This window comes from Pseudotabrizicola sp., from assembly GCF_030684215.1.
Taxonomy (GTDB): Bacteria; Pseudomonadota; Alphaproteobacteria; order Rhodobacterales; family Rhodobacteraceae; genus Pseudotabrizicola.
In genome coordinates, this window is the sequence record NZ_JAUXOV010000052.1 from 38,214 (window position 1) to 58,130 (window position 19,917).

18 protein-coding genes are annotated in these 19,917 nt (G+C 61.9%); 4 read left to right on the plus strand and 14 right to left on the minus strand.

The window, feature by feature from the left end; translation table 11 throughout:
• Positions 1–9 precede the first annotated feature (9 nt).
• The 4 genes from Q8K08_RS09860 to nagA are packed head-to-tail and all read left to right on the plus strand — an operon-like array spanning position 10 to position 3,780.
• Positions 10–855: a BadF/BadG/BcrA/BcrD ATPase family protein gene (locus Q8K08_RS09860; RefSeq protein WP_305249958.1), complete on the plus strand. Its 846-nt coding sequence runs from the start codon at positions 10–12 to the stop codon at positions 853–855.
• Complete coding sequence (locus Q8K08_RS09865) at positions 855–1,634, plus strand: GntR family transcriptional regulator (protein WP_305250035.1); 780 nt, start codon at positions 855–857, stop codon at positions 1,632–1,634. Before Q8K08_RS09860 ends, Q8K08_RS09865 begins: the two co-directional genes overlap by 1 nt.
• On the plus strand, positions 1,631–2,656 hold the full coding sequence (locus Q8K08_RS09870) for an SIS domain-containing protein (RefSeq protein WP_305249959.1): 1,026 nt from the start codon (positions 1,631–1,633) through the stop codon (positions 2,654–2,656). The genes Q8K08_RS09865 and Q8K08_RS09870 overlap by 4 nt, the downstream gene beginning before the upstream one ends.
• The gene (nagA, locus tag Q8K08_RS09875) at positions 2,656–3,780 is read left to right on the plus strand and encodes an N-acetylglucosamine-6-phosphate deacetylase (RefSeq protein WP_304802036.1); all 1,125 of its coding nucleotides are present in this window, start codon (positions 2,656–2,658) and stop codon (positions 3,778–3,780) included. Before Q8K08_RS09870 ends, nagA begins: the two co-directional genes overlap by 1 nt.
• Here nagA and Q8K08_RS09880 read toward each other — a convergent pair.
• From Q8K08_RS09880 to Q8K08_RS09945, 14 genes are all read right to left on the minus strand, one after another.
• A complete protein-coding gene (locus Q8K08_RS09880; protein ID WP_304802038.1) occupies positions 3,777–5,459 on the minus strand; it encodes a hydantoinase B/oxoprolinase family protein in 1,683 nt (560 codons plus the stop codon). The two genes, nagA and Q8K08_RS09880, sit on opposite strands and share 4 nt — an antisense overlap.
• On the minus strand, positions 5,452–7,473 hold the full coding sequence (locus Q8K08_RS09885; RefSeq protein WP_305249960.1) for a hydantoinase/oxoprolinase family protein: 2,022 nt from the start codon (positions 7,471–7,473) through the stop codon (positions 5,452–5,454). The genes Q8K08_RS09880 and Q8K08_RS09885 overlap by 8 nt, the downstream gene beginning before the upstream one ends.
• A complete protein-coding gene (locus Q8K08_RS09890; RefSeq protein WP_304800421.1) occupies positions 7,473–8,168 on the minus strand; it encodes an ABC transporter ATP-binding protein in 696 nt (231 codons plus the stop codon). Before Q8K08_RS09890 ends, Q8K08_RS09885 begins: the two co-directional genes overlap by 1 nt.
• Positions 8,155–8,874, minus strand: coding sequence for an ABC transporter ATP-binding protein (locus Q8K08_RS09895; RefSeq protein WP_304800419.1), 720 nt, complete (start codon positions 8,872–8,874; stop codon positions 8,155–8,157). Before Q8K08_RS09895 ends, Q8K08_RS09890 begins: the two co-directional genes overlap by 14 nt.
• Entirely contained in the window at positions 8,862–9,806 is a 945-nt protein-coding gene (locus Q8K08_RS09900) for a branched-chain amino acid ABC transporter permease (protein WP_305249961.1), read from the minus strand. The genes Q8K08_RS09895 and Q8K08_RS09900 overlap by 13 nt, the downstream gene beginning before the upstream one ends.
• Positions 9,803–10,681, minus strand: a complete 879-nt coding sequence (locus Q8K08_RS09905; RefSeq protein ID WP_304801342.1) for a branched-chain amino acid ABC transporter permease — start codon at positions 10,679–10,681, stop codon at positions 9,803–9,805. Before Q8K08_RS09905 ends, Q8K08_RS09900 begins: the two co-directional genes overlap by 4 nt.
• 43 nt (positions 10,682–10,724) lie before the next feature.
• The gene (locus Q8K08_RS09910; RefSeq protein WP_305249962.1) at positions 10,725–12,005 is read right to left on the minus strand and encodes an ABC transporter substrate-binding protein; all 1,281 of its coding nucleotides are present in this window, start codon (positions 12,003–12,005) and stop codon (positions 10,725–10,727) included.
• Positions 12,006–12,092: 87 nt separating this feature from the next.
• Positions 12,093–13,439, minus strand: a complete 1,347-nt coding sequence (locus tag Q8K08_RS09915; RefSeq protein WP_305249963.1) for a hypothetical protein — start codon at positions 13,437–13,439, stop codon at positions 12,093–12,095.
• The gene (locus tag Q8K08_RS09920) at positions 13,436–14,017 is read right to left on the minus strand and encodes an amino acid synthesis family protein (protein WP_304801349.1); all 582 of its coding nucleotides are present in this window, start codon (positions 14,015–14,017) and stop codon (positions 13,436–13,438) included. The genes Q8K08_RS09915 and Q8K08_RS09920 overlap by 4 nt, the downstream gene beginning before the upstream one ends.
• Positions 14,010–14,846 carry a UPF0280 family protein gene (locus Q8K08_RS09925; protein ID WP_304801351.1) on the minus strand — a complete coding sequence of 279 codons (837 nt, stop codon included), beginning with the start codon at positions 14,844–14,846 and terminating at the stop codon, positions 14,010–14,012. Before Q8K08_RS09925 ends, Q8K08_RS09920 begins: the two co-directional genes overlap by 8 nt.
• A complete protein-coding gene (locus tag Q8K08_RS09930; RefSeq protein ID WP_304801353.1) occupies positions 14,843–16,297 on the minus strand; it encodes a 6-hydroxynicotinate reductase in 1,455 nt (484 codons plus the stop codon). Before Q8K08_RS09930 ends, Q8K08_RS09925 begins: the two co-directional genes overlap by 4 nt.
• Complete coding sequence (locus Q8K08_RS09935; protein ID WP_305249964.1) at positions 16,294–16,431, minus strand: hypothetical protein; 138 nt, start codon at positions 16,429–16,431, stop codon at positions 16,294–16,296. The genes Q8K08_RS09930 and Q8K08_RS09935 overlap by 4 nt, the downstream gene beginning before the upstream one ends.
• Positions 16,428–19,091: a molybdopterin cofactor-binding domain-containing protein gene (locus Q8K08_RS09940; protein ID WP_305249965.1), complete on the minus strand. Its 2,664-nt coding sequence runs from the start codon at positions 19,089–19,091 to the stop codon at positions 16,428–16,430. Before Q8K08_RS09940 ends, Q8K08_RS09935 begins: the two co-directional genes overlap by 4 nt.
• A complete protein-coding gene (locus tag Q8K08_RS09945; RefSeq protein ID WP_305249966.1) occupies positions 19,088–19,915 on the minus strand; it encodes a xanthine dehydrogenase family protein subunit M in 828 nt (275 codons plus the stop codon). Before Q8K08_RS09945 ends, Q8K08_RS09940 begins: the two co-directional genes overlap by 4 nt.
• Positions 19,916–19,917 lie beyond the last annotated feature (2 nt).

A 19,917-nucleotide genomic window follows, 5' to 3' on the forward strand; every position in this document is an offset into this window, starting at 1 on the left:
GGGAATCGAATGACGTTTTTTCTGGCAATTGATGGCGGTGGCACCGGATGCCGGGCAGCGGTAGCGGACGATTCTGGCTGTGTGCTTGGCCATGGCCATGGGGGGCCTGCCAACATCGCATCTGACCATGAGGCAGCCCGCAGTAATATTCTTGCGGCTACTGAAATGGCGCTCGCAGCCGCCTTGGGTCCGACCGAGGTACGCCAGGCGCTGCCGCAGCTTGTCGCTGGTCTTGGCCTGGCGGGGGCCAACGCGGCGGGTGTTGCGGGCCGCTTGCGCCTTGCCTTGCCATTTGCGCGCACCCGGATTGAAACCGATGCGATCGCAGCGGCAAAGGGTGCCTTGGCCGACGCCGATGGCATTGTCGCTGCATTGGGCACCGGGTCTGTCTTTGCCGTTCAGTATCAGGGCTCAATCCGGACTTTTGGCGGATGGGGGCTGGTGCTGGGGGATGAAGGCGGCGGTGCTTACCTTGGCCGCGCCGCTCTATCGCTTGCCCTGCGCGCAGTGGATGGATTCGCGACGATGACACCCTTTCTTCAAGGCCTGCTCGATGAACACGGCGGTGCCGCTTCGGTGGTAAGCTTTGCTCAATCCGCGCGTGCTGCTGATTTTGCACAACTGGCCCCGCGCGTTGTTCAAAGCGCCGATCCGGCGGCACAATCCCTTTGGTCTGCTTGCACCGACGGTGTCTCAGCCGTCATTGCCGACCTGCGCAAAGGCACTGATTTGCCCGTGACGTTTATTGGCGGTCTGGGGCCGTTCTATGCCGAAGCACTGCGCCAGATTCCGCAGGTTAAGGCAAAGGGCACCACCTTGGATGGAGCCATGCTTCTTGCGCGTGAGGTGGGATGATGGACATGATTTTCTCTCCCATTGGTTTTGACGACGCGGGGTCTGGCCCGTTGTATCTTCAGCTGCAAAAGCGTCTGGTCGAAGCGATCAGCGCTGGCCGACTTGCCGCTGGCGACAGCCTGCCTGCAGAGCGCGACATGGCCACCATGACCGGGCTTTCGCGTGTTACCGTGCGCAAGGCAGTGCAGGCGCTGGTTGCCAACGGTCAGTTGGTTCAGCGCCGGGGCTCAGGCACTTTTGTCGCACCAAAGGTCGAACGGCTGGAGCAGGCACTGTCGCTGCTGACATCGTTTACCGAAGATATGGCGCGGCGCGGCAAATCGGTGGAATCGGTCTGGATATCGCGTCAGATCACGTCCCCCTCACCTGAGGAGGTGATGGCTTTGGGACTTGGCATCGGGGATCGCGTGGCCCGGCTGGAACGCGTGCGCAGGTCCGATGATGTGCCCTTGGCGATTGAGCGCGCCTCGCTTTCCACCGCAACGCTGCCAGACCCGGGACTTGTGCAAACCAGCCTGTATGCAGTGCTTGAATCCCGCGGATTGCGACCCGTGCGGGCAGTGCAACGGATTTCGGCCGCAAATCTTGGTGCGCGGGATGCCGAACTGCTGGGCGTGCCCATCGGTGCCGCTGGCCTTCGGATCGAGCGGATCGGCTATTTGCCATCTGGCCGGGTCGTGGAATTTACCCGCTCTCTCTATCGCGGCGATGCGTATGATTTCGCTGTGGAATTGACGTTGCCGCCTCAGACTGGCGCTTTGGAAAGGACACCGACATGACCCAAACGCATATGGCGCGCGAAGTGGCAGAGATCCCCGCCGCAGCTGAACGGTTCTTGGCGCAAACCCGTCCTGAGGTGACAGAGGCCGCCGCGGTAATGCGCAAACTGGACCCAAGCCTGATCGTGACGGTTGCACGCGGATCGTCCGATCATGCGGCAACCTATCTGAAGTATGCGGTCGAGTTGCTGGCAGGCGTGCCCGTGGCCTCGGTCGGGCCATCGGTGGCGTCGATATATGGCCGCCCCCTTCGTCTGGCGGGCGCGGTATGTATTGGCATCTCGCAATCTGGTCAAAGCCCGGACATCGTAGAGATGATGCGCGCTGGCCGGAGTGGCGGCGCGCTTTCGGTAGCGATCACCAACTTTGCCGACAGCCCGATGGGGGCTGCTTCCAACCATTGCCTTGCCTTGCAGGCCGGGGTGGAACACAGCGTTGCGGCCACTAAAACCTTTGTTGTGTCGGTACTGGCGGGTCTTTCGCTTTTGGCGGAATGGCAACAGGATGATGACTTGCGCCGAGCGATAGCAGACCTGCCCGACGCGCTTGGAAAGGCCCTGCATCTGGACTGGTCACCGCTGGCGGCGCGCCTTTCTCGGGCAAATTCGGCCTATGTTCTGGGGCGCGGCCCTGCCTTTGCCATTGCAAATGAATCGGCGCTGAAGCTTAAGGAAACCTGCGGTCTGCATGCGGAAGCCTATTCCGCCGCAGAGGTGCTTCACGGCCCTGCGGCCATAGTGCAGGCGCAGTTTCCGGTGTTTGCGCTGGGCGTCGAAGACGCCGCCCTGTCGCATGTTGTTTCGACGGCAGAGCGTCTGGCTGCCCAAGGTGCCGATGTGTTCCTGACAGGGGCCCCGGCAAAGGGTGCTACTTTACTGCCATCGGTTCCGAATCTGCACCCGCTTGTCGCACCCTTGGTTTTGGGAACCGCGTTTTACAGCTTTGTCGAAGAACTTGCCCGCCGCCGTGGGTTTGACCCCGATACACCGCCCCATCTGCGCAAGGTCACGGAGACCGTCTGATGACAACCGCATTCACTGGTGCACGGGTCTTTGATGGTCTGACGCTGCACGACGATGCTGTTCTGCTTGCCGATGGCGCGCGGGTTATCGGCCTTGCGTCATCAGTGCCGGCGGATGCCGATGTGATCGCACTGGGGGGCGGTATTCTGTCGCCCGGTCTGATCGACCTTCAGGTGAATGGCGGTGGCGGGCTGATGGTCGATGGCCAGTGCAGCGCCGAGACCCTTCGCGCGATCTGTGCAACGCATGCGCAAATGGGAACAACGGGGATTTTGCCGACCCTGATCACCGATACCGCCGCCGCCACGGCGCATCTGATCGAGACGGCGATCGACTGCATCGGCGCGCCGGGCTTTCTTGGCCTGCATCTGGAAGGGCCGCATCTGGACCCGCGTCGCAAGGGTGCGCATGATCCGCGCCTGATCCGGCCGATGGGAGACCAGGATCTTGACGTGCTGATCAGTGCCGCGCGTCGCCTCCCTGCCGTGATGATTACGGTCGCGCCCTCTGCTGTACGTCTTGATCAGATCATGGCCCTTACGCAGGCTGGTGCGATCGTCAGCCTTGGCCACACCGAATGCACATTTGCCGAGGCCGAAGCCGCCTTTGCAGCTGGTGCGCGCTGTGCGACCCATCTGTTCAACGCGATGAGCCAGCTTGGCAATCGCGAACCCGGCCTTGTAGGGGCCGTGCTGGCCCATGACATTGCCGCCGGGATCATTGCAGACACAATTCATGTGGCACCCGCAACTTTGCGTATTGCGTTGGCCGCCCGGCCTGAGGGGCTGTTTCTTGTATCAGATTGCATGGCCGCTGCTGGCACCGATCAAACCGAATTCAACCTTGGCGGCCGCAAGATCTTGCGTCGCAACGGGCGTCTAACACTGGAAGATGGCACGCTTGCGGGTGCTGATCTGACTTTGCCACAGGCCATTGCGATCATGGTACATACCATCGGCCTGCCGCCTGAACGCGCACTTGCCATGGCAACCCGCGCACCTGCGCAAGTGATTGGGCGCGACGATCTGGGCCATCTGAACGCAGGCTCATGCGCCGATCTGGTGCATCTGAGCGATGAGTTTCAGGTGCAATCCGTCTGGCAGAGTGGTCAAAAACGGCTCTAACCTTGCCAGTTCCACAAAGCGCGCGCTTGGTTGGCGGTATAGCGGCCCAACCGTACATCTTCAGCGACCAAGGCCGGATCGCGCTGTGACGGGTCGCCAAACCCACCCCCACCAGGCGTGCGCACGCGTACACTGTCGCCGGGCGACAAAACGATATCCTGTGCCTTTGATAAGTGGGGCGGGACAAAAACCGCCCCGTCCCGGATTACCTCGACCCGGTTCACCTCTCCGTCTTGTCCTCCTTGTGCCCCCAATGGCCCGGTCAGGCCGTGGTCCATTACGAAACTGGCCCGCGCCTCGCCGCGCAACAACTCTATCTCGTAATCAAGGCCAAACCCGCCCCGATGCATGCCCGCCCCGCCGCTGCCTTCGTGCAAAGCATAGCGCCGATACAGCACCGGGAACTTTTGCTCCATGATTTCAACCGGCGGCGCCTTTGAGATTCCAATCGTGGAACATCCGTTCGACAGACCGTCATGATCGGCGTTTCCACCATAGCCACCACCGGAAATCTGATACATGACAAAGCTTTGCCCGGTATTTGGGTCGAAACCACCCAAGCCGAAATTGCCACTGGTGCCTGCCGGAGCCGCCGTCACCCGATCAGGAATGGCCTGCACCAAGGCCGCAAATACCGCCTCGGCAATGCGCTGGCTGACCTCTGCCGCACAGCCTGACACTGGACGCGGATAGTGGGCATCCAGAAAGGTGCCCTCAATCCCGGTGACGTGCAGCGGTTCAAACGCCCCGGCGCTGATCGGCACATCGGGGAAAATATGGCGCATCGCCAGATAAACCGAAGACAGCGTTGTGGCCCGAACCGAGTTCATCGGCCCCGTGCAGGGTGGCGAGCTTTGTGCGAAATCAAAGGTCAACTCACCCGCGGCTTTCGACACTGTAACAGCGATTTTCAGCGGTTCATTGACCACGCCATCAGAATCGACAACCGCAGTAGCTTGATAGTTGCCGTCTGCGATCAGTCCAATCATCGCGCGCATTTGTTGCGCTGCGCGGGTTCGCATTTCCGCAATTGCCTGACTTACGGTCGCATCGCCATAGCGGTCAAGCAGGCGCACCAACCGTTCCGCCCCGATCAACAGCGCACTGGCTTGTGCCTGTACATCCCCGATCCGCTGCTCTGACACGCGAATGTTCGAACAGATAATTTGCCAGATTTCAGGGTCTAACATGCCTTTTTTGAACAGTTTTACCGGGGGAATCCGCAACCCCTCCTGCTCGGCGCTGATGGCGCTGGCACTGAATCCACCCGGAACTGCACCCCCGGTATCAGGCCAATGCCCTGTGTTAGACAGCCAGCAGTAAATCACGCCCTCACGCCAGACGGGCATGGCAAAACGCACATCCATAAGGTGTGTGCCGCCCAGATAGGGGTCGTTCACCATATAGATGTCACCCGGTTCCGGCGCTGCGGTCAGGCCGTCGCGGATCCGTTCTATGATTGTACGGGTCGAAAACTGCATCACGCCAACAAACACTGGCAGGCCCTTTGACCCTTGGGCGATAAGGCTGCCGTCTTCGGCGCTGTAAATCCCGTCTGACCTGTCATCCGCCTCGGCGATCACGGGCGAGAAAGCGGCGCGGCTGAAGGTCAAGTCCATCTCGTCGCAGACCTGCTGCAAGTTGGCCTGAATGACGGCAAGCGTGACAGGATCAAGCATGGCTCACCTGCACAATCAGGTTTCCATCACTGTCCGAAGTTACCAGACACCCCGGTTCAATCACGATCGTTGTATCCATTTGCTCTATAATTGCAGGGCCTTGAAGTGACAGTTGCAACGGCAGATGGTCGCGCCAATACACCGGCGCCTCAACCCAGCCGTTGAACCAGACAGCACGAACAGATGCCGGCACTGCCTCGTTTCGCCGCCCAGCCCGGTCAATCAAAGCCGACAGGTCCATTTCCGGGCGCTCGCCAATGACCGAGACGTTCAGGTTGACCAGATTGGCCTTGATCGTCGGCAGTTCCACCCTGAACCGCAGGTGATAAGCGGCTTCAAACAAGCGCTGCAATTCAGCGCGAGAAGGCGAGCCGTTTGGCAAGGCCACGCGCAGCAGGTGGGTTTGGCCGACAAACTGCATATCGGCAGAATACTCGGCGCGCACGTTGGTCAATCGAATGTTTTCAGCCCCGATCAAACGCCGGCCTTCGGCCTCCTGATCAGCCAATACGCCATGCACAGTGTCGATTTCAATGTGATCAAGTGGCTGGTTTAAAGTGCGCACAAAATCTTGCCGCAGATCGGCGACCACACAACCCAACGCATTGGTGATACCTGGCCGCGCCGGGATCAGCACTTTTGGCACTGCCAGTTCGCGCGCCAAAGCGACGGCGTGCAGCGGTCCGGCGCCACCAAAAGCAAACAGCGCGAAATCGCGGGGATCGGCCCCCATGCTGATGGACACCATGCGGATTGCCCCGGCCATGTGAACATTGGCGATCTGCACAACGGCTTCGGCTGCTTGCTCCACCGAAAGACCCAGCGGCGCCGCAATCTGGTCTGCCATCGCCTGCCGTGCCGCATCGGCCGCCTGCCCGAACCGACTGGCAGGCAAACGCCCGAGCAGCAGATTGGCGTCAGAGATCGTCACCTTTGTCCCGCCGCGCCCGTAGCAGACCGGGCCGGGGGTCGATCCCGCACTGTCCGGTCCCACCCGCAGCATTCCGCCCGCATCAATACGTGCGATGGACCCGCCCCCTGCGCCCACGGTTCGCACATCAACCATCGGCACATGGATCGGCATGGCATATTCCACCTCGATCTCGTTTGACACCGGCGCCCGCCCGTCGCGGATCATCGCCACATCGGTCGAGGTGCCACCCATGTCATAGGTCAACAGGTTGTTTATCCCCGCCCGCCGCCCCGTCGCCACGGCTGCCATCACGCCAGAGGCAGGGCCGGACATTACGGTCTTTACAGCCTCTTTCGACACTAATTTTGCCGAAACCATCCCGCCATTGCCATTCATCACCAGTAAATCGTGCCGGTAACCTTTGGCTGTCAATTGATCCGCAAGGCGCGAGACATAGCGCTCCAGCAAAGGTTGCACGCTGGCATTCACCGCCGCAGTGACTCCACGTTCGTATTCACGGCTTTCTGACAGCAGGGAATGGCCCATGGTGATATAGCTGTTGGGCCAGACTTCGGCGGCAATCTCTGCTGCACGCCGCTCATGAGCCGGGTTCGCATAGGCGTGCAAAAAGTGGATCACAAGACTTTCGCACCCCATTTCCCGCAGTGTCAGAGCCGCTTTGCGCATGGCATCCGCATCAAGCGGAACCAGAACGGACCCGCGCGCATCCATCCGTTCCGGCACTTCAAGGCGCAGATCGCGCGGGATGATCGGCGTGAAGCGTCCGTGCATGCCATAGGCATTTGGCCGGGTACGCCGCCCCAGTTCCAGAATGTCACGAAAGCCCATGGTTGTTATCAGCCCGGTCTTCGCAAGCGTCCGTTCCAGCACTGCATTGGTGGTCGTGGTCGTTCCGTGAACGATCAGGTCAATCTGCGACAAGTCCGCACCGGCCTCTGCCAGAGCATTCAGCACGCCGGGTGCCTGATTGGGCAGGGTGGTTGATACCTTTGCCAGCTTTACCGCCCCGGTCGCAGGATCGACGATCACCAGATCGGTGAACGTTCCACCGACATCAACTCCGGCCACAAGTCCCGCCATCAAACCCCCACAAACTGCTGAAACAGGCTCGAATCTGGCGTAAGCTGGTCTCGAGCCACGTCCGCCTCTACCCGGCCATGCGCCATGAAGGCAACGCGGTCAGCCATGCGCATTACCGTATCCATGCGCTGTTCTACCAGAACCGTGGCCAGTCCGGTTTCCCGCAGGCGCAGCACGGTATCGCGGATCAGCGCGATCATTGATGGCTGCAAGCCCTCTGTCGGTTCGTCCAGCAGCAGGACCGACGGTTCAAGACACAGCGCGCGGGCGATCGCCAGCATCTGCTGCTCGCCCCCCGACAGTGTGCTGGCCACCTGATCCAGTCGTTCGGCAAGCCGCGGGAACAGATCCAGCACAAAATTCCGCGTTTGCAGACCCTTTTTCCGCGTGAAAAGTCCAATCTCGATGTTCTCGGCCACGGTCAGCGGGCCAAACAACCGCCGTCCCTGTGGCACATAGGCGATGCCTTGCAGCGGCACTTTATGCGCGGGCAAGCTGTGGACGGGTACGCCCGAGAGGCTGATCTGGCCCGACTGCACCGGGACCAGCCCCATAATAGCTTTCATCAGCGTGGATTTGCCCGCCCCGTTGCGACCCATGATACAGGTGACCTGCCCCGGCGCAGCCTGAAATGACAGATCGCGCAGGATGGTGACCGGGCCATAGCCCGCCGTGATCCCGTCAACCCGCAGCATGATCAACCCCCAGGTAGGCGTCCTGAACGACCCTGTTCATACGGATTTCTTCAGGTGTGCCCACCGCCAGAACCTGCCCGAAGTTCAAAACGGTGATCCGGTCGGCAAGGTCCATCACCACATCCATATTGTGCTCGATCAGCAGTATTGTGGTCTGCGGCACAAGGGACCGGATCAACGCCTTGAAGCCCGCGATTTCGCCCGAAGCAAGACCCTGCGTCGGCTCATCCAGGATCAGAACCGAAGGTTGCAGGGCAAGGCCCATCGCCACCTCAAGCAAGCGCTGATGGCCATAAGACAGCGTGCCTGCCAAGGCCTGTTCCAGACCAGCCATGCCGACACGGTTCAACGCGTCCGCCACCTCGGCCACAACATCGCCAGCGCCCCGGCTTTGTGCGGCCAGCGCAACATTGTCGAAGACGCTTAGCCGTGGATAAACCGAGGTGATCTGGAACGTATAGGCCACGCCCGCCCGCACACGAAGATGGGCAGGCATGTGGGTGATGTCGGTCCCGTTCAGCATGATGGAGCCCGATTGCACCGGCACCCGGCCAGACAACAGGCTGACAAAAGTAGTTTTGCCCGCGCCATTCGGCCCGATTAAACCATGAATCTCGCCTTGTTGGAGCCTAAAATCCACACCGTCCACGGCCCGCAACCCACCGAAATACCGGGTCAGCCCGCGCGCTTCGATCACGGCAGCCATGGGGCGATCCTTTCGCGCAACGTGCCCAGTATGCCCTTGGGCGCGAACAGCACCAAGCCCACAAGGGCCGCACCCACAACGAACAAATAGGCGTCGGTATAGCCGCTGGTGATGTCGATCAGATAGAACATCAAAAGCGCCCCAAGAAACGGTCCCAACACCGTGCCCGCCCCGCCAAGCAGCACATAAAGCATTGGCAGGATCGAATATTGGATCGTTGCAAAGGTCGCCCCGACATAGCCAAACAGCATCCCATAAGCCGCCCCCGCCGCCCCAGCATATACGCCCGACACAATCAGCGCGATGAGTTTGATCCGGAACGGGTCGTATCCCAGCATCCGACTGCGTTCCTCATTCTCGCGCATTGCTACCATCACCCGGCCAAGCGGCGACCGGACCAGCCACAAACACACCAGCATAGCGCAGGCAAACAGCGCAAACGCGGCCATAAAGCGCGGCGTGTCGGTGGCCAGATCCAGTCCGCCCAGAACACGCGCTGTGCGCGCAACGACAAAGCCTTCGTCGCCGCCGGTCCATGTGTTTAGATACAAAAGCGTCAGATAACCCGCTTGGGCAAACATCAGCGTGACAATCATAAAACTGACCCCCGCCGTGCGCAGCGCCAAAAGCCCGACCGCGCCGGCAAGCAAGCCCCCAACCATCAGTCCCGCAATCAGCGCGGGCAGGGGCAGCCAGCCCAGATGCCAGATCGGCAGGCCCATTGCATAGAACCCCGCCGCAAAGAACAGCGCATGCCCCAGCGACAAAAGGCCGGTGTAGCCAAAGGCAATGTTATAGCCCATCGCGAACACTGCCAGCACCATGATCCGCGCCAGATTGGTCATGTGATAGGACGGCAGCACGAATTGCGCCGCAAACACCACCACCAGGATCAGGAGGTGCAGGCCCCAGATCTTCGCCCCCTGGGTCATGCGCGGGCTCCGAACAGGCCCTGCGGGCGGAACACAAGCACCATTGCAACCAGCAGCGTTGCGATGATTTTTGCCAGCGTGGGGGAAAAGAACATGCTGATCACCCCATCTGAAAGCCCGATCACCAGCGCCGCTACCAGTGTGCCCCGGATCGACCCAAGTCCTCCGATAATGACCACGATAAAGGACAGCAAAAGCGGGTCATGCCCCATCAGGTAATGCGCCTGCTGTATCGGCACGATCAGCACCGCCGCTGCTGCCGCAAGCGCCCCACCAAGGGCGAAAGTGCCCGCATAGACCCGATCTACGTTGATACCAAAGGCCTGCGCCGTTTCACGGTCCACCTGCGTTGCCCGCATCACAAGGCCCGCCTTGGTGCGCGTCATGAACACCCAGACCGCCACCAGAATGATCGCCGCCGCCAGCACGACAAACAGCTTGTACCCTGAATACCCGAACCATGGCAGTTGGATACGCCACTGAAACGGGGCGACAACCGGGCGCGCGTCTGATCCGTAAAACGTCAGCGCTGCCTGTTGCAGCATGTAAAGCAGACCGATGGTGGCCACGATCGTGGCTTCGGGGTCATAGTTCAGGCGCTTCAGAACCAGCGTATCGGCAAGCGCTGCAATCAGCGCAACGGCCAAAGGCGCAATGATCAGTGCTGCCAGCCAGGCAAGCGCAGGCGGAAACGGCAGATAATAGGTCACAAACCATGCGACCACCGCGCCGATCATGTAAAACTCGCCATGCGCCACGTTCACCACGCGCATCACGCCGAACACCAGCGACAGCCCTACGGCTGTCAGTGCCAGCACCGCAGCCATGACAGTGCCTTCCAGTAGCGCAAGAAGAAGAAAAGGTCCGAAGGCCACAGCGCCCGCCTGTTATTTGGGCCGGTTTCCCCGGCCCGTTTCGTCAGAACGATTGCGTCGTGTAATCCACTGCATCGGGATACATGCCGTCTTCGATGCTGGTCGTATGCACCTTCATCAGCTTGCCACCTTCGACCCTGCTGATGAACTGATGGCCAAACACCTGATGCGTCTTGCCATTGAAAACCTTGTTTCCCTGCACATGCGCAAGACTTTCTGGCATGTCACTCATGGCCTCGACCGCTTCGACAAACTTTTGCCGATCCGCCGGGCTTTGATAGCCAGAGGCCTCCATCCCCGCCTTGATGATGTGCAACGTTTCCCACACAGAAAACATGTGGGCATAGGTGGACACGTCCTTGGCATCGGACACTGACGCGCCATTGTCATCGACGCCAACAGCGGCGCGATAGGCGACCTCGTGTTCCGACGCGTCAGGCTGCTTGACCCGGCAATGACCTTCCCAGAAATGGGTGCCTTCAAGGAACTCCAATCCGGGAGAGGCGGTATCGACCGCTTCAAGCGAGTCGATAAAGCCAAAGATCTGCGGCTTGGCCCCGGTGCCGTAGAACTCGCCCAATTCCTTGACGAAGGTCAGAACTGCCGGGCCAACCATCACATGATACAGAACTTCGGTATCATTGGGGATCTGCGGCAGATACCGGGTGAAGCTGGTTTCGGTCGGTGGCACTGCAATCTGGGCGATGACCTGCCCGCCGCCCGCCTCGACCGCGGCAGTAAAGTAATCGCGGTGATCGTGACCAAAGGCATAATCGGGGAACACCATGGTTACCTTCTTGCCAAGGTTTTCCAGAACCCAAGGCGCCATCGAGCTGACCTGTGCGCGGACATCGGTAATGCCGGGCTGCATGGTCCAGCGGTTCAGCATGCCGCTGGCCACATGGAATCCTTCAGAGCAAACAAGGTAAGGCACCTTCAACTCACCTGCACGCGAGGCCGATCCGATGACCACATGGCTGAAAAGCGGTCCGAAAATCATGTCGCAGTTGTGCTGGCTGACCAGCTTTTCCACGACCTCGGACCCGCGTTTCGGGTCTGTGCCGTCATCTTCAAACACAATCTCGACCGGGCGGCCGTTGATGCCACCTGCATCGTTCACCTCCTTCAGGGCTGCTTGCGCCGTGCGCTCATACCAGCGCCCATAGGCGGCGCCGATCCCGGTGCGGTGCAACTGGAACCCCAGCTTTACGGGCGCCGCCTGTGACCAGACGGGTGCCGCAAAGCCTGCCGCCAACAGCCCGGCGCCCGCACCCTTCAGAACGGCGCGCCGCGATGGCGCAAGGCCAATGAGTTTCTGTGTCATTTCCAAAATCTCCACTGTTGCGGCACACCTCTGATGGGGCCTCTAGTTTAACACTTTGCTGGAACGATTGGTTTGTCCATGGTTTTTTCACCCGGTCCGTGCGGTAGAAAGCAGCCACAGCCCCAGAACGGTATATCCCACCATGAGCGCGGTCATCGGCAGATGTGCCACCGCCCGCGTCGGACCCGCCAGCCGCAGGGTCAACAGCACGGCCAGCAGATGCGCGCCAAGGATTGCGGCAAACTGCACTGCGTAGATTATCGGCATGACGGTCCGGTCGGTAAGAAAGCCGAATGACACATAAAACGGCGGCAGGCCCAGCAAGGCATCACCGCGAAAAAGCGGGTCGTTCAGCGCTGCGAGCGTGTATTGCCCGGCGGTCAACAGGACCACCAGATAATGCGCGGCATGGTACCCCGCCGCGATGGCCAGAAACGACAACATCACTGGCCCCGTCGCAAAACGCGCACCGGACAGGGCTTTCCCCAGCCGGATCACGCCCCAAAGCGCCAGACTGGTCAGCCCCCAGACCGCCAGCAGCCCAATAGTATTGACCCCCATCACCGCTGACCGCCCGGTCGGCTCCAGTGGGTTTTCCCCGATTACGCTGTGCCACCAGAATGTTTCCATCAGCCCGTCGAAGGTCAGCGCAGACAGCGCCAGCGTTATGAAGCCCATGGCCGAGAACGAAAGCCCCGGCATCCGCATCACTTGCGCCCCCGGCCAGCCGCGCATAAGCGTCGCGCGACCGTCGTCCAAGTCAAGCCAGAACGGTGCCACCTTGGCCAGATAGCCCATCAGAACAGTCAGGAACTCGCCCTGCGCCAACCACTCCTCGCCCTCGGCCACGGCCAGCGCAAAGATCACCAGCCAATAGGTCAGTGCGACCCATGCCAGCACCGTCGGGTCATCGGGCGCCATCGACACAAGCTGAAACCATGTAAACCCCGCGTAGCCCGCCACCGCCGGCCAATGGCCCAGCCGTGACAGCCCGACAGACCCGGTCCTCCCAAGCAGTGTGCGCGTGATCCGCACCGGCGCGGTCCATGGGTTTATAGGCCGCCACAGATTCCCCAAGAGCATCGACCCAAGCGGCACCGCGATCCAGATGCCGGTCCAGAACACCAGCGTCATCAGATTGTGCATCGGGTCGCGCGCCCCGAACAGGCCCACCAAGACCAGCCCTAGAAAGCACAGGAACGACAGGTATGACGACACCGACACCGGCACCCAGACCCGCCGGGTCAGCACCGGCACCGCCTGCAACTGCGGCAAGGACCGCGCCATCGCCCCCATCGCGGCAGTCACGGCGACGGTCGCTGCTGCGCCTGCAATGTAATGGCCTGTTGGCAGCGTCAGGATTACCGAAGGCGGCAAGGCGCAGGCAAACGCCGCGCCGGGCAGGAGCGTGAGTGCCCCTGCAAGCGCCCTCATCGCAAGCCATCCTCACCCTTGACCTGATCAACCTCAAGCCCGCCCATCCGGCTGTGAACCCGCCCCCCGCGCGCCATGGCAAGTGCAAACAACACCTCGCCCGACCGCGGTCCATCCTCGCAGGCGACCGTGATCACATCGAACCGCGACCGCACATAAGCGGCATTCAGGTGGCCCAGCGGAATATCCAGCGTGGCACCCATGCCGCCCACCTTCATTGTTGAGGGCACGATGGCGCGACATTCGCCCAAGCGTTCGCGCATGCCGTAGCCGCCTGCCACATGCCAGATCGCGCCATGCTCGGCCTCGCCTGCTTCGCCCACGATGGCGCCTTTGCCATAGGCGTCAATCCCGTCGCGCCCGCCCATCGCCGCGACCAGACGGTCGGTCAGCAAAAGCGCAAGGGGCTTGAGCGCATCCATCGCCGGGGCCAGATTTTCAACATAGCGTCCGGCAAAGGGGTTGGCGCAAACGGCAAAGATCGCGCCCCGGATAACGGGCGTGGCCGTCACGGGGCCGCCTTCATGCAGGATATCTTCGATCTGGATGGTGATCTTGCGGATGGCAAAGTCAGACACAGGTAAGTTCCTTTAGGGCAAGCGGGCCAAGTGTCCGCACCTCAGGGTGCAGGAAAAGAGCTGCGGCTTCAATAAGTCCCTGCGACCGGAACGCCTCCGCTGCTGCTTCACCCGCGTTCAAGGCGCGGAAGCGGTCGGCTTCGGTTAGGCCCGACACCGCCACGGTGACCAAGCGCGCGCCAAGGTCGCTGTCAGTCTGCATCTGGTGCGCCGGGCGCCGGGTGATGCCGGGGTGGTCGGGCAGGTTGACCGCGTTGGCGATCATCGTTGCTGCCGCATCGGCCATTGCGGACGTTTTCGCCAGCACAGAGACGGAATCGGCAATACCACACGACCAGCTGCGCCCGCGCCAGCCGCTTGTAGCAATGCCGCGCACGGTGTCTTCGGCGCGAAGCGTTACCCGGTCGGGCATGCCGGGTCGCGCGGCGATGGCGCAGCTCAGGCTCTCGCCGGGGTCCAGGTGCAGCGCTATGTCGCCACCGTTGTTCACGTAGGCACGCCGCACGCCGGGCACGGCGAGTTCGGCCAGAAGCACATCTGCCACGGCCCCGGCCACCGCGGCCATCGGTGTGATGAAGGCGGGGGTAAAGACGGTCGTTGCGCGCACCATCAGCTGCGCAATCGGGCCGGTGGGTTGCCCGCTCTCGCGCCGAAGTTCGGGCAGTTCAGAGGCTAATTCCGCCAACACAGAGCCGAATCGTGCCACCATCCGCGCCTCGCCGGAAGCGACGGAGGCGGGGCTGCCCCATGCTTGTGCGATGATGTCGATGGGGCCGTGGTGCAGGTGCAACCGCCCATCTGGCAGACGCGCACAGGTGGCACTGGTCACGATGGCACCTCTGGCGGTGCGGTCAGGTGGGCGTGGGTCTGATACTCGCCACCCTCTGCGCGTACCTCACCCAGCGTGCGGATGGCCGTGTCGTGCCCGCCCATGGCCAGATAATCGGCGCGCGGCAGGGTGAATTCCAGCGGTGCCACAAGGGCCGGGGTCGGCACATAGCCGAACGCGCCTTCGGGCAGGCGGGTAACATCGACCATAAAGGTGATCCCACCGCCCGGCCAGATATAGCAGGGCGCGCCGCCGCTGGTCAGCCGGGTTTGCCCCGCCTGCACCGACCGGGTCAGCCGCACCGGGTTTTGCGTGACGCCCGCGCGCAATGACCCGCCCGCGCCGCCCATGAACAGCACCGTGCACAGAGACGGCTCGCAGTTTTCGTCTATCATCCCGACGGTGGCGCGCAAAGCTGGCGGAAGATCCTTTTTTTGCGGTGTCAGAGACTCATCCAGCTCATAATAGCCGAACTCCTCGCCCGTGGTGGAAACCATCAAAAGCCGTAATCCCGCCCGCGCACCGCGCCGCGCTTCCCACGGGCCAAGAATTTCCAGCGGGTCGGTCAGACGTGTGCCGCCCCAGCCAAGCCCCGGCTCTGACACCCGGAAATAGCGTCCGGGGGTGGAGCGGTGGCCTTTTACCCGGATGCCGGTGGGTTGCCAGCCCAGCACTTTGCCGGCCTGATGTTCGCTGACAACGCCGGTGATGTGGTCGTCAACCACCACCACCTCATCCACCAGCCCGACCCATTGGCTGGCGAACATGCCGATGGTGGCTGAGCCGCAGCCGACCCGCATCCGGCGCTCCGGAGTGCCGTCCACAATGGGGGGGTGACCTGCCTGCACGGTGACGCTGGACCCGCCGTCGATACTCAGGGTGACAGCCGCGCCATTACAAAGAGCCAGAAGCGTGGCGCAGGTGATACGCCCCTCGGGTTTGCTGCCGCCGGTCAGGTGATGCACGCCGCCCAAGGACAGCATCTGGCTGCCGTATTCGGCGGTTGTGACATGGCCCACAGGCTCACCCTCCGCCCGGATGATCGCGCCTTCGGCTCCCAGATGACGGTCGGTGTCGATCTTCACCTTGACGCCGCAATAGGAAAAGATCGCCTCTGTAACAACCGTGACCATATCGGCCCCATCAACATCGGAAGCGACGATGAAAGGAGCGGGCTTGTAATCGGGATAGGTGGTGCCAGAGCCGATTCCGGTCACGACCGTATCTGCGGGGAAGGCGTCACCATCCCAGTCGCGGGTGGCAAAGGGCACAATGCGGCCACCGGTATCAAGGCTGCGTGTCAGCATCACCACCGGATCGGTGCGCAGGATGCGCCCATCTTGATTGGCATAGCGGTCGCAGGCCCCGGTCTGGCCGGGGGCGATGTAGCACATCACCGGACAAGCGTCGCAGCGGATTTTTTCCGTGCTGCTGGTGGGCTGCCCGGTCATTGCTGGCCTGCGAGGGGCTTGGTGGCCAGTGGAGCACCAAAGGTTTTACCCCGCCCAGCCAGTGGTTTCTCGGACCAATGGCTGCCCGCGGAGTATTTCGGGCCAAGATGAAACGCATGGGCGGGAAAGGTCATCGATTGGCCTCAAGTGCGGCAAGAATGCGGTGGGGAAGGGCGGGTACGCACGTAAGGGTTGCGCCTGTGGCATGGCGGATTGCGTTCAGGATCGCGGGTGCGGTGGGGATCAGCACATGTTCTCCCAGACCTTTGGCGCCGAAGGGGCCCTCGGGATCTGGCACCTCGATCAAAAGGCTGTCGATTCTGGGCACATCGCCGATGGTGGGGATCAGATAGTCGTGCAGGTTTTCGGTTCGGCCGGGCAGGTACTCCTCCATCAGCGCAAGACCAATGCCTTGTGCGATGCCACCCTCGATCTGGCCGGTGGCAAGCTGAGGATTGATGGCGCAACCCACATCATGCGCGGCGGTGATTTTCAGCAAGCGCACGGTGCCAAGCGCCCGGTCCACCTCTAGTTCCACCATTTGCGCCCCGTAGCCATACAGCGCATAGGGCGTGCCCTGCCCGTTCGCATCGAGTGCCGAGGTGGGCGGGTCGTAGGTTGCGTCTGCACTAAGCGCATATCCGTGGGTGTCCGGGGGCAGGCTGGCCAATGGGATCTGGCGGCGTGCGCCGGCTTCAGTGATCGTCAGAACCGCGCCTTCAAGCGATAGGGATGCGCTGGTGCCAGCATTCGTCAGGCGCAAGATTTGACTGCGCAGCGCCTCTGCCGCCGCTTTGGCTGCGCGCCCTGATACGAAGGTCTGTCGGCTGGCCGATGTTTTGCCCGCATCAGGCGTCAGCATGGTGTCAGGGCCGATCAGGGTTATCTGGTCAAGCGGAAGGCCAAGGGCCTGTGCTGCGATTTGGGCGATGACGGTATTCGACCCTTGGCCGATATCCGTCGCGCCTTGATGCAGCACCACGCGACCCTTCTGCGACAGGCCGATACGGATGGTGGACGGGTTAGGCAAGGACGTGTTGCCACAGCCATACCAACAAGACGCAATGCCGACACCACGGCCCGGAACCTTCTCTGACAAGGCCCTTTTCCAATGAGGGCGCAGGGCGGTGAGGCATGGTTTTATACCCGTCGCCTGCAACACCTGCCCGGTGGCCGTTGCATCGCCATCGCAAATTGCGTTCAGAATGCGGAACTCCAGCCGGTCCAGTCCGGCTTTGTCTGCCAACTGATCAAACAGTGTTTCCTGCCATAGCGCCGCTTGTGGCACGCCAAAGCCGCGAAACGCGCCCGAAACCGGGCCGTGGGTGTGAATGGCACGGGCGCGGGCGGTGACATTCGGGGTCAGGTAGGGACCGGTCACGTGCACCGGCACCCGATTTGCGACCGTTGGACCCCAACTGGCATAGGCGCCGGTGTTGAACCGCCCTTCAAATGCAAGGGCCGTGATCCGACCGTCTGCATCGCAGCCGATCTGGCCCTGCATTTCGGCTGGATGACGTTTCGTGGTCGATGTCATGCTCTCGGTGCGGGAATAGACCATCCGGCAGGGGAGGCCAGTTTTCAGCGCAACAAGACCAATCAGCGGTTGCAGACTGACATCGAGTTTTGACCCGAACCCACCCCCCACAGCCGACGGAATGATCCTGACCCGTTCCGGCGGCAAGCCAAGGATCAGGGCGGTGTCGTCGCGGTCCATGACCGGGGCTTGGGTGCAGGCGCGGATGGTCAGCGTATCCGCGTCCATCCAAGCGGTGCCTGCCTCGGGTTCGATATAGGCGTGTTCGACATAGCCGGTCTGAATCGCACCGCTGACAACATGGGCCGAGTTTGCAAGCGCCTGCGCGGCATCGCCCTTGACGACACGGCCCTCGATCAGGCGGTTGTCGGGCCGGTCAGGATGAATTTGCGCAGCCCCGAGTGACTCGGCCTCGGCCGGGGTGGAAAGGGCCGCCAAGGGTTGCCAGTCAATTGGGAAATCGGTCAGATCAGGCTCTGTTCCGGCCTTAAACGCCACCAATGCCACACATTCGCCGCGAAACCGGGCTGGGGTTTCGGCAATTGCGGGCTGGTCGGCAAAGGCGGGAATGACACCAAAGGCGTTTCGGCCCGGAATGTCGGCAGCGGTGAACACGCCTGCCACGCCGGGGCGCTGGGCATAGTCTGCCAGATCGCCAAACCGAAACGATGCATGGGCGTGCGGAGAGCGGACCGCCACCACCGTCAGCGCACCATCCGGTATATGGTCAGCGCCGAAATTGTCGCCGCGCACCTTGGCCTCACCGTCCAGTCGTTGCACAGGGGTGCCAATACCCCCCGTAAAGATCGGTTCAGGCAGCCCCGTGTCGCAGATCGCCGCGATGATCTTGCGATATCCAGTGCAGCGGCACAGCACACCGCCTAGCGCATCCTGCACCTGACTTTCTGATGGTGCCGGCACGCGACGCAAAAGATCCATCCCGGCCATCAGCATGCCGGGGGTGCAGATGCCGCATTGCGCCGCACCGTGGCGCAAAAAGGCCTGCCGCAGCCGGTCCAGATCCAGGGCTTGCGATTCTATGGTTTCAACCTCTCCACCCGCCGTCCGCGCGGCAGGCACCATGCAGGCGCAGACCTGTGCGCCGTTCAAAAGCACCGTGCAGGCCCCGCAATCGCCCGCGTCGCAGCCAACCTTTGTGCCCATCAGCCCAAGGTGATCGCGCAAAACGGTGGTCAGGCGCGCGGTCGGGTCGGCGTCGCAGGTGACGGGCTGGCCATTCAGCGTAAAGCGGATCATGCCACAGCCTCAGCAATGGCGCGGCGCAGCAACTCTGCGGCGGCTGTCCGGCGATAGAGTGCTGTGGCCCGGATATCGTCGATAGGCGACAAGGCCCCGGCAAGATCATGTGGTGTCACAAGCTGCGGCGCATCAACCGGTTTGGCCCCGATCAGCGCGGCCTCTGCGACGGGCAGACGTTGCGCCACGCCAGAGCACGCCCCTACAGCAAGTGCAGCGCCGGTGATCCGGCCATTTTCAACCTGAATCCGCGCTGCTGCCATCGCAATCGAGATCACCAGATAGGCCCGTGCGCCCAGTTTGACGAAAGCTGATCGCCCGGTCAGTGCTGATGCGGGCAGGATCACGGCGGTCAGGATTTCATCTGACGCGCGCAAGGTTTGGCGCGGCCCGATCAACAATTGTGTAAGCGGCACCCGGCGCAGACCCAACGGCCCGGCCAGTTCGACCACCGCATCCAACGCCAAGAGCGGCGGCACACCATCGGCAGCGGGCGAGGCGTTGCACAGGTTTCCCCCAATTGTACCCATATTCTGCACCTGCCGTCCGCCCACCTGTCGTGCGGCCTGTTGCAAGGCGCAAAGAGCGGGCGGAAGCGCCGCTTCGGCAATCATCGTCCATGTGGTGCAGGCCCCGATGCGCAGGCCATCGCCTTGGGTAATGCCACACAGCGCGGGAATGGCTGTCAGATCAAGAATGTCGCCATCAATCCGGCGGCCAACGGTCGGATAAAGATCTGTCCCGCCTGCAAGAATCCGGCGCGGCGTCTGCGCCATCAGTCCGACTGCCTCATCCAGAGTTTGTGGTCGCGCATAGTCGCGCATGA

Excerpts from the sequence above, each read along its gene's own strand:
- Q8K08_RS09860 (WP_305249958.1), top strand. The coding sequence starts at position 10 with ATGACGTTTTTTCTGGCAATTGATGGCGGTGGCACCGGATGCCGGGCA.
- Q8K08_RS09865 (WP_305250035.1), top strand. The coding sequence starts at position 855 with ATGGACATGATTTTCTCTCCCATTGGTTTTGACGACGCGGGGTCTGGC.
- Q8K08_RS09870 (WP_305249959.1), top strand. The coding sequence starts at position 1,631 with ATGACCCAAACGCATATGGCGCGCGAAGTGGCAGAGATCCCCGCCGCA.
- nagA (WP_304802036.1), top strand. The coding sequence starts at position 2,656 with ATGACAACCGCATTCACTGGTGCACGGGTCTTTGATGGTCTGACGCTG.
- Q8K08_RS09880 (WP_304802038.1), bottom strand. The coding sequence starts at position 5,459 with ATGCTTGATCCTGTCACGCTTGCCGTCATTCAGGCCAACTTGCAGCAG.
- Q8K08_RS09885 (WP_305249960.1), bottom strand. The coding sequence starts at position 7,473 with ATGGCGGGACTTGTGGCCGGAGTTGATGTCGGTGGAACGTTCACCGAT.
- Q8K08_RS09890 (WP_304800421.1), bottom strand. The coding sequence starts at position 8,168 with ATGCTGCGGGTTGACGGGATCACGGCGGGCTATGGCCCGGTCACCATC.
- Q8K08_RS09895 (WP_304800419.1), bottom strand. The coding sequence starts at position 8,874 with ATGGCTGCCGTGATCGAAGCGCGCGGGCTGACCCGGTATTTCGGTGGG.
- Q8K08_RS09900 (WP_305249961.1), bottom strand. The coding sequence starts at position 9,806 with ATGACCCAGGGGGCGAAGATCTGGGGCCTGCACCTCCTGATCCTGGTG.
- Q8K08_RS09910 (WP_305249962.1), bottom strand. The coding sequence starts at position 12,005 with ATGACACAGAAACTCATTGGCCTTGCGCCATCGCGGCGCGCCGTTCTG.
- Q8K08_RS09915 (WP_305249963.1), bottom strand. The coding sequence starts at position 13,439 with ATGAGGGCGCTTGCAGGGGCACTCACGCTCCTGCCCGGCGCGGCGTTT.
- Q8K08_RS09930 (WP_304801353.1), bottom strand. The coding sequence starts at position 16,297 with ATGACCGGGCAGCCCACCAGCAGCACGGAAAAAATCCGCTGCGACGCT.
- Q8K08_RS09935 (WP_305249964.1), bottom strand. The coding sequence starts at position 16,431 with ATGACCTTTCCCGCCCATGCGTTTCATCTTGGCCCGAAATACTCCGCG.
- Q8K08_RS09940 (WP_305249965.1), bottom strand. The coding sequence starts at position 19,091 with ATGATCCGCTTTACGCTGAATGGCCAGCCCGTCACCTGCGACGCCGAC.
- Q8K08_RS09945 (WP_305249966.1), bottom strand. The coding sequence starts at position 19,915 with ATGCGCGACTATGCGCGACCACAAACTCTGGATGAGGCAGTCGGACTG.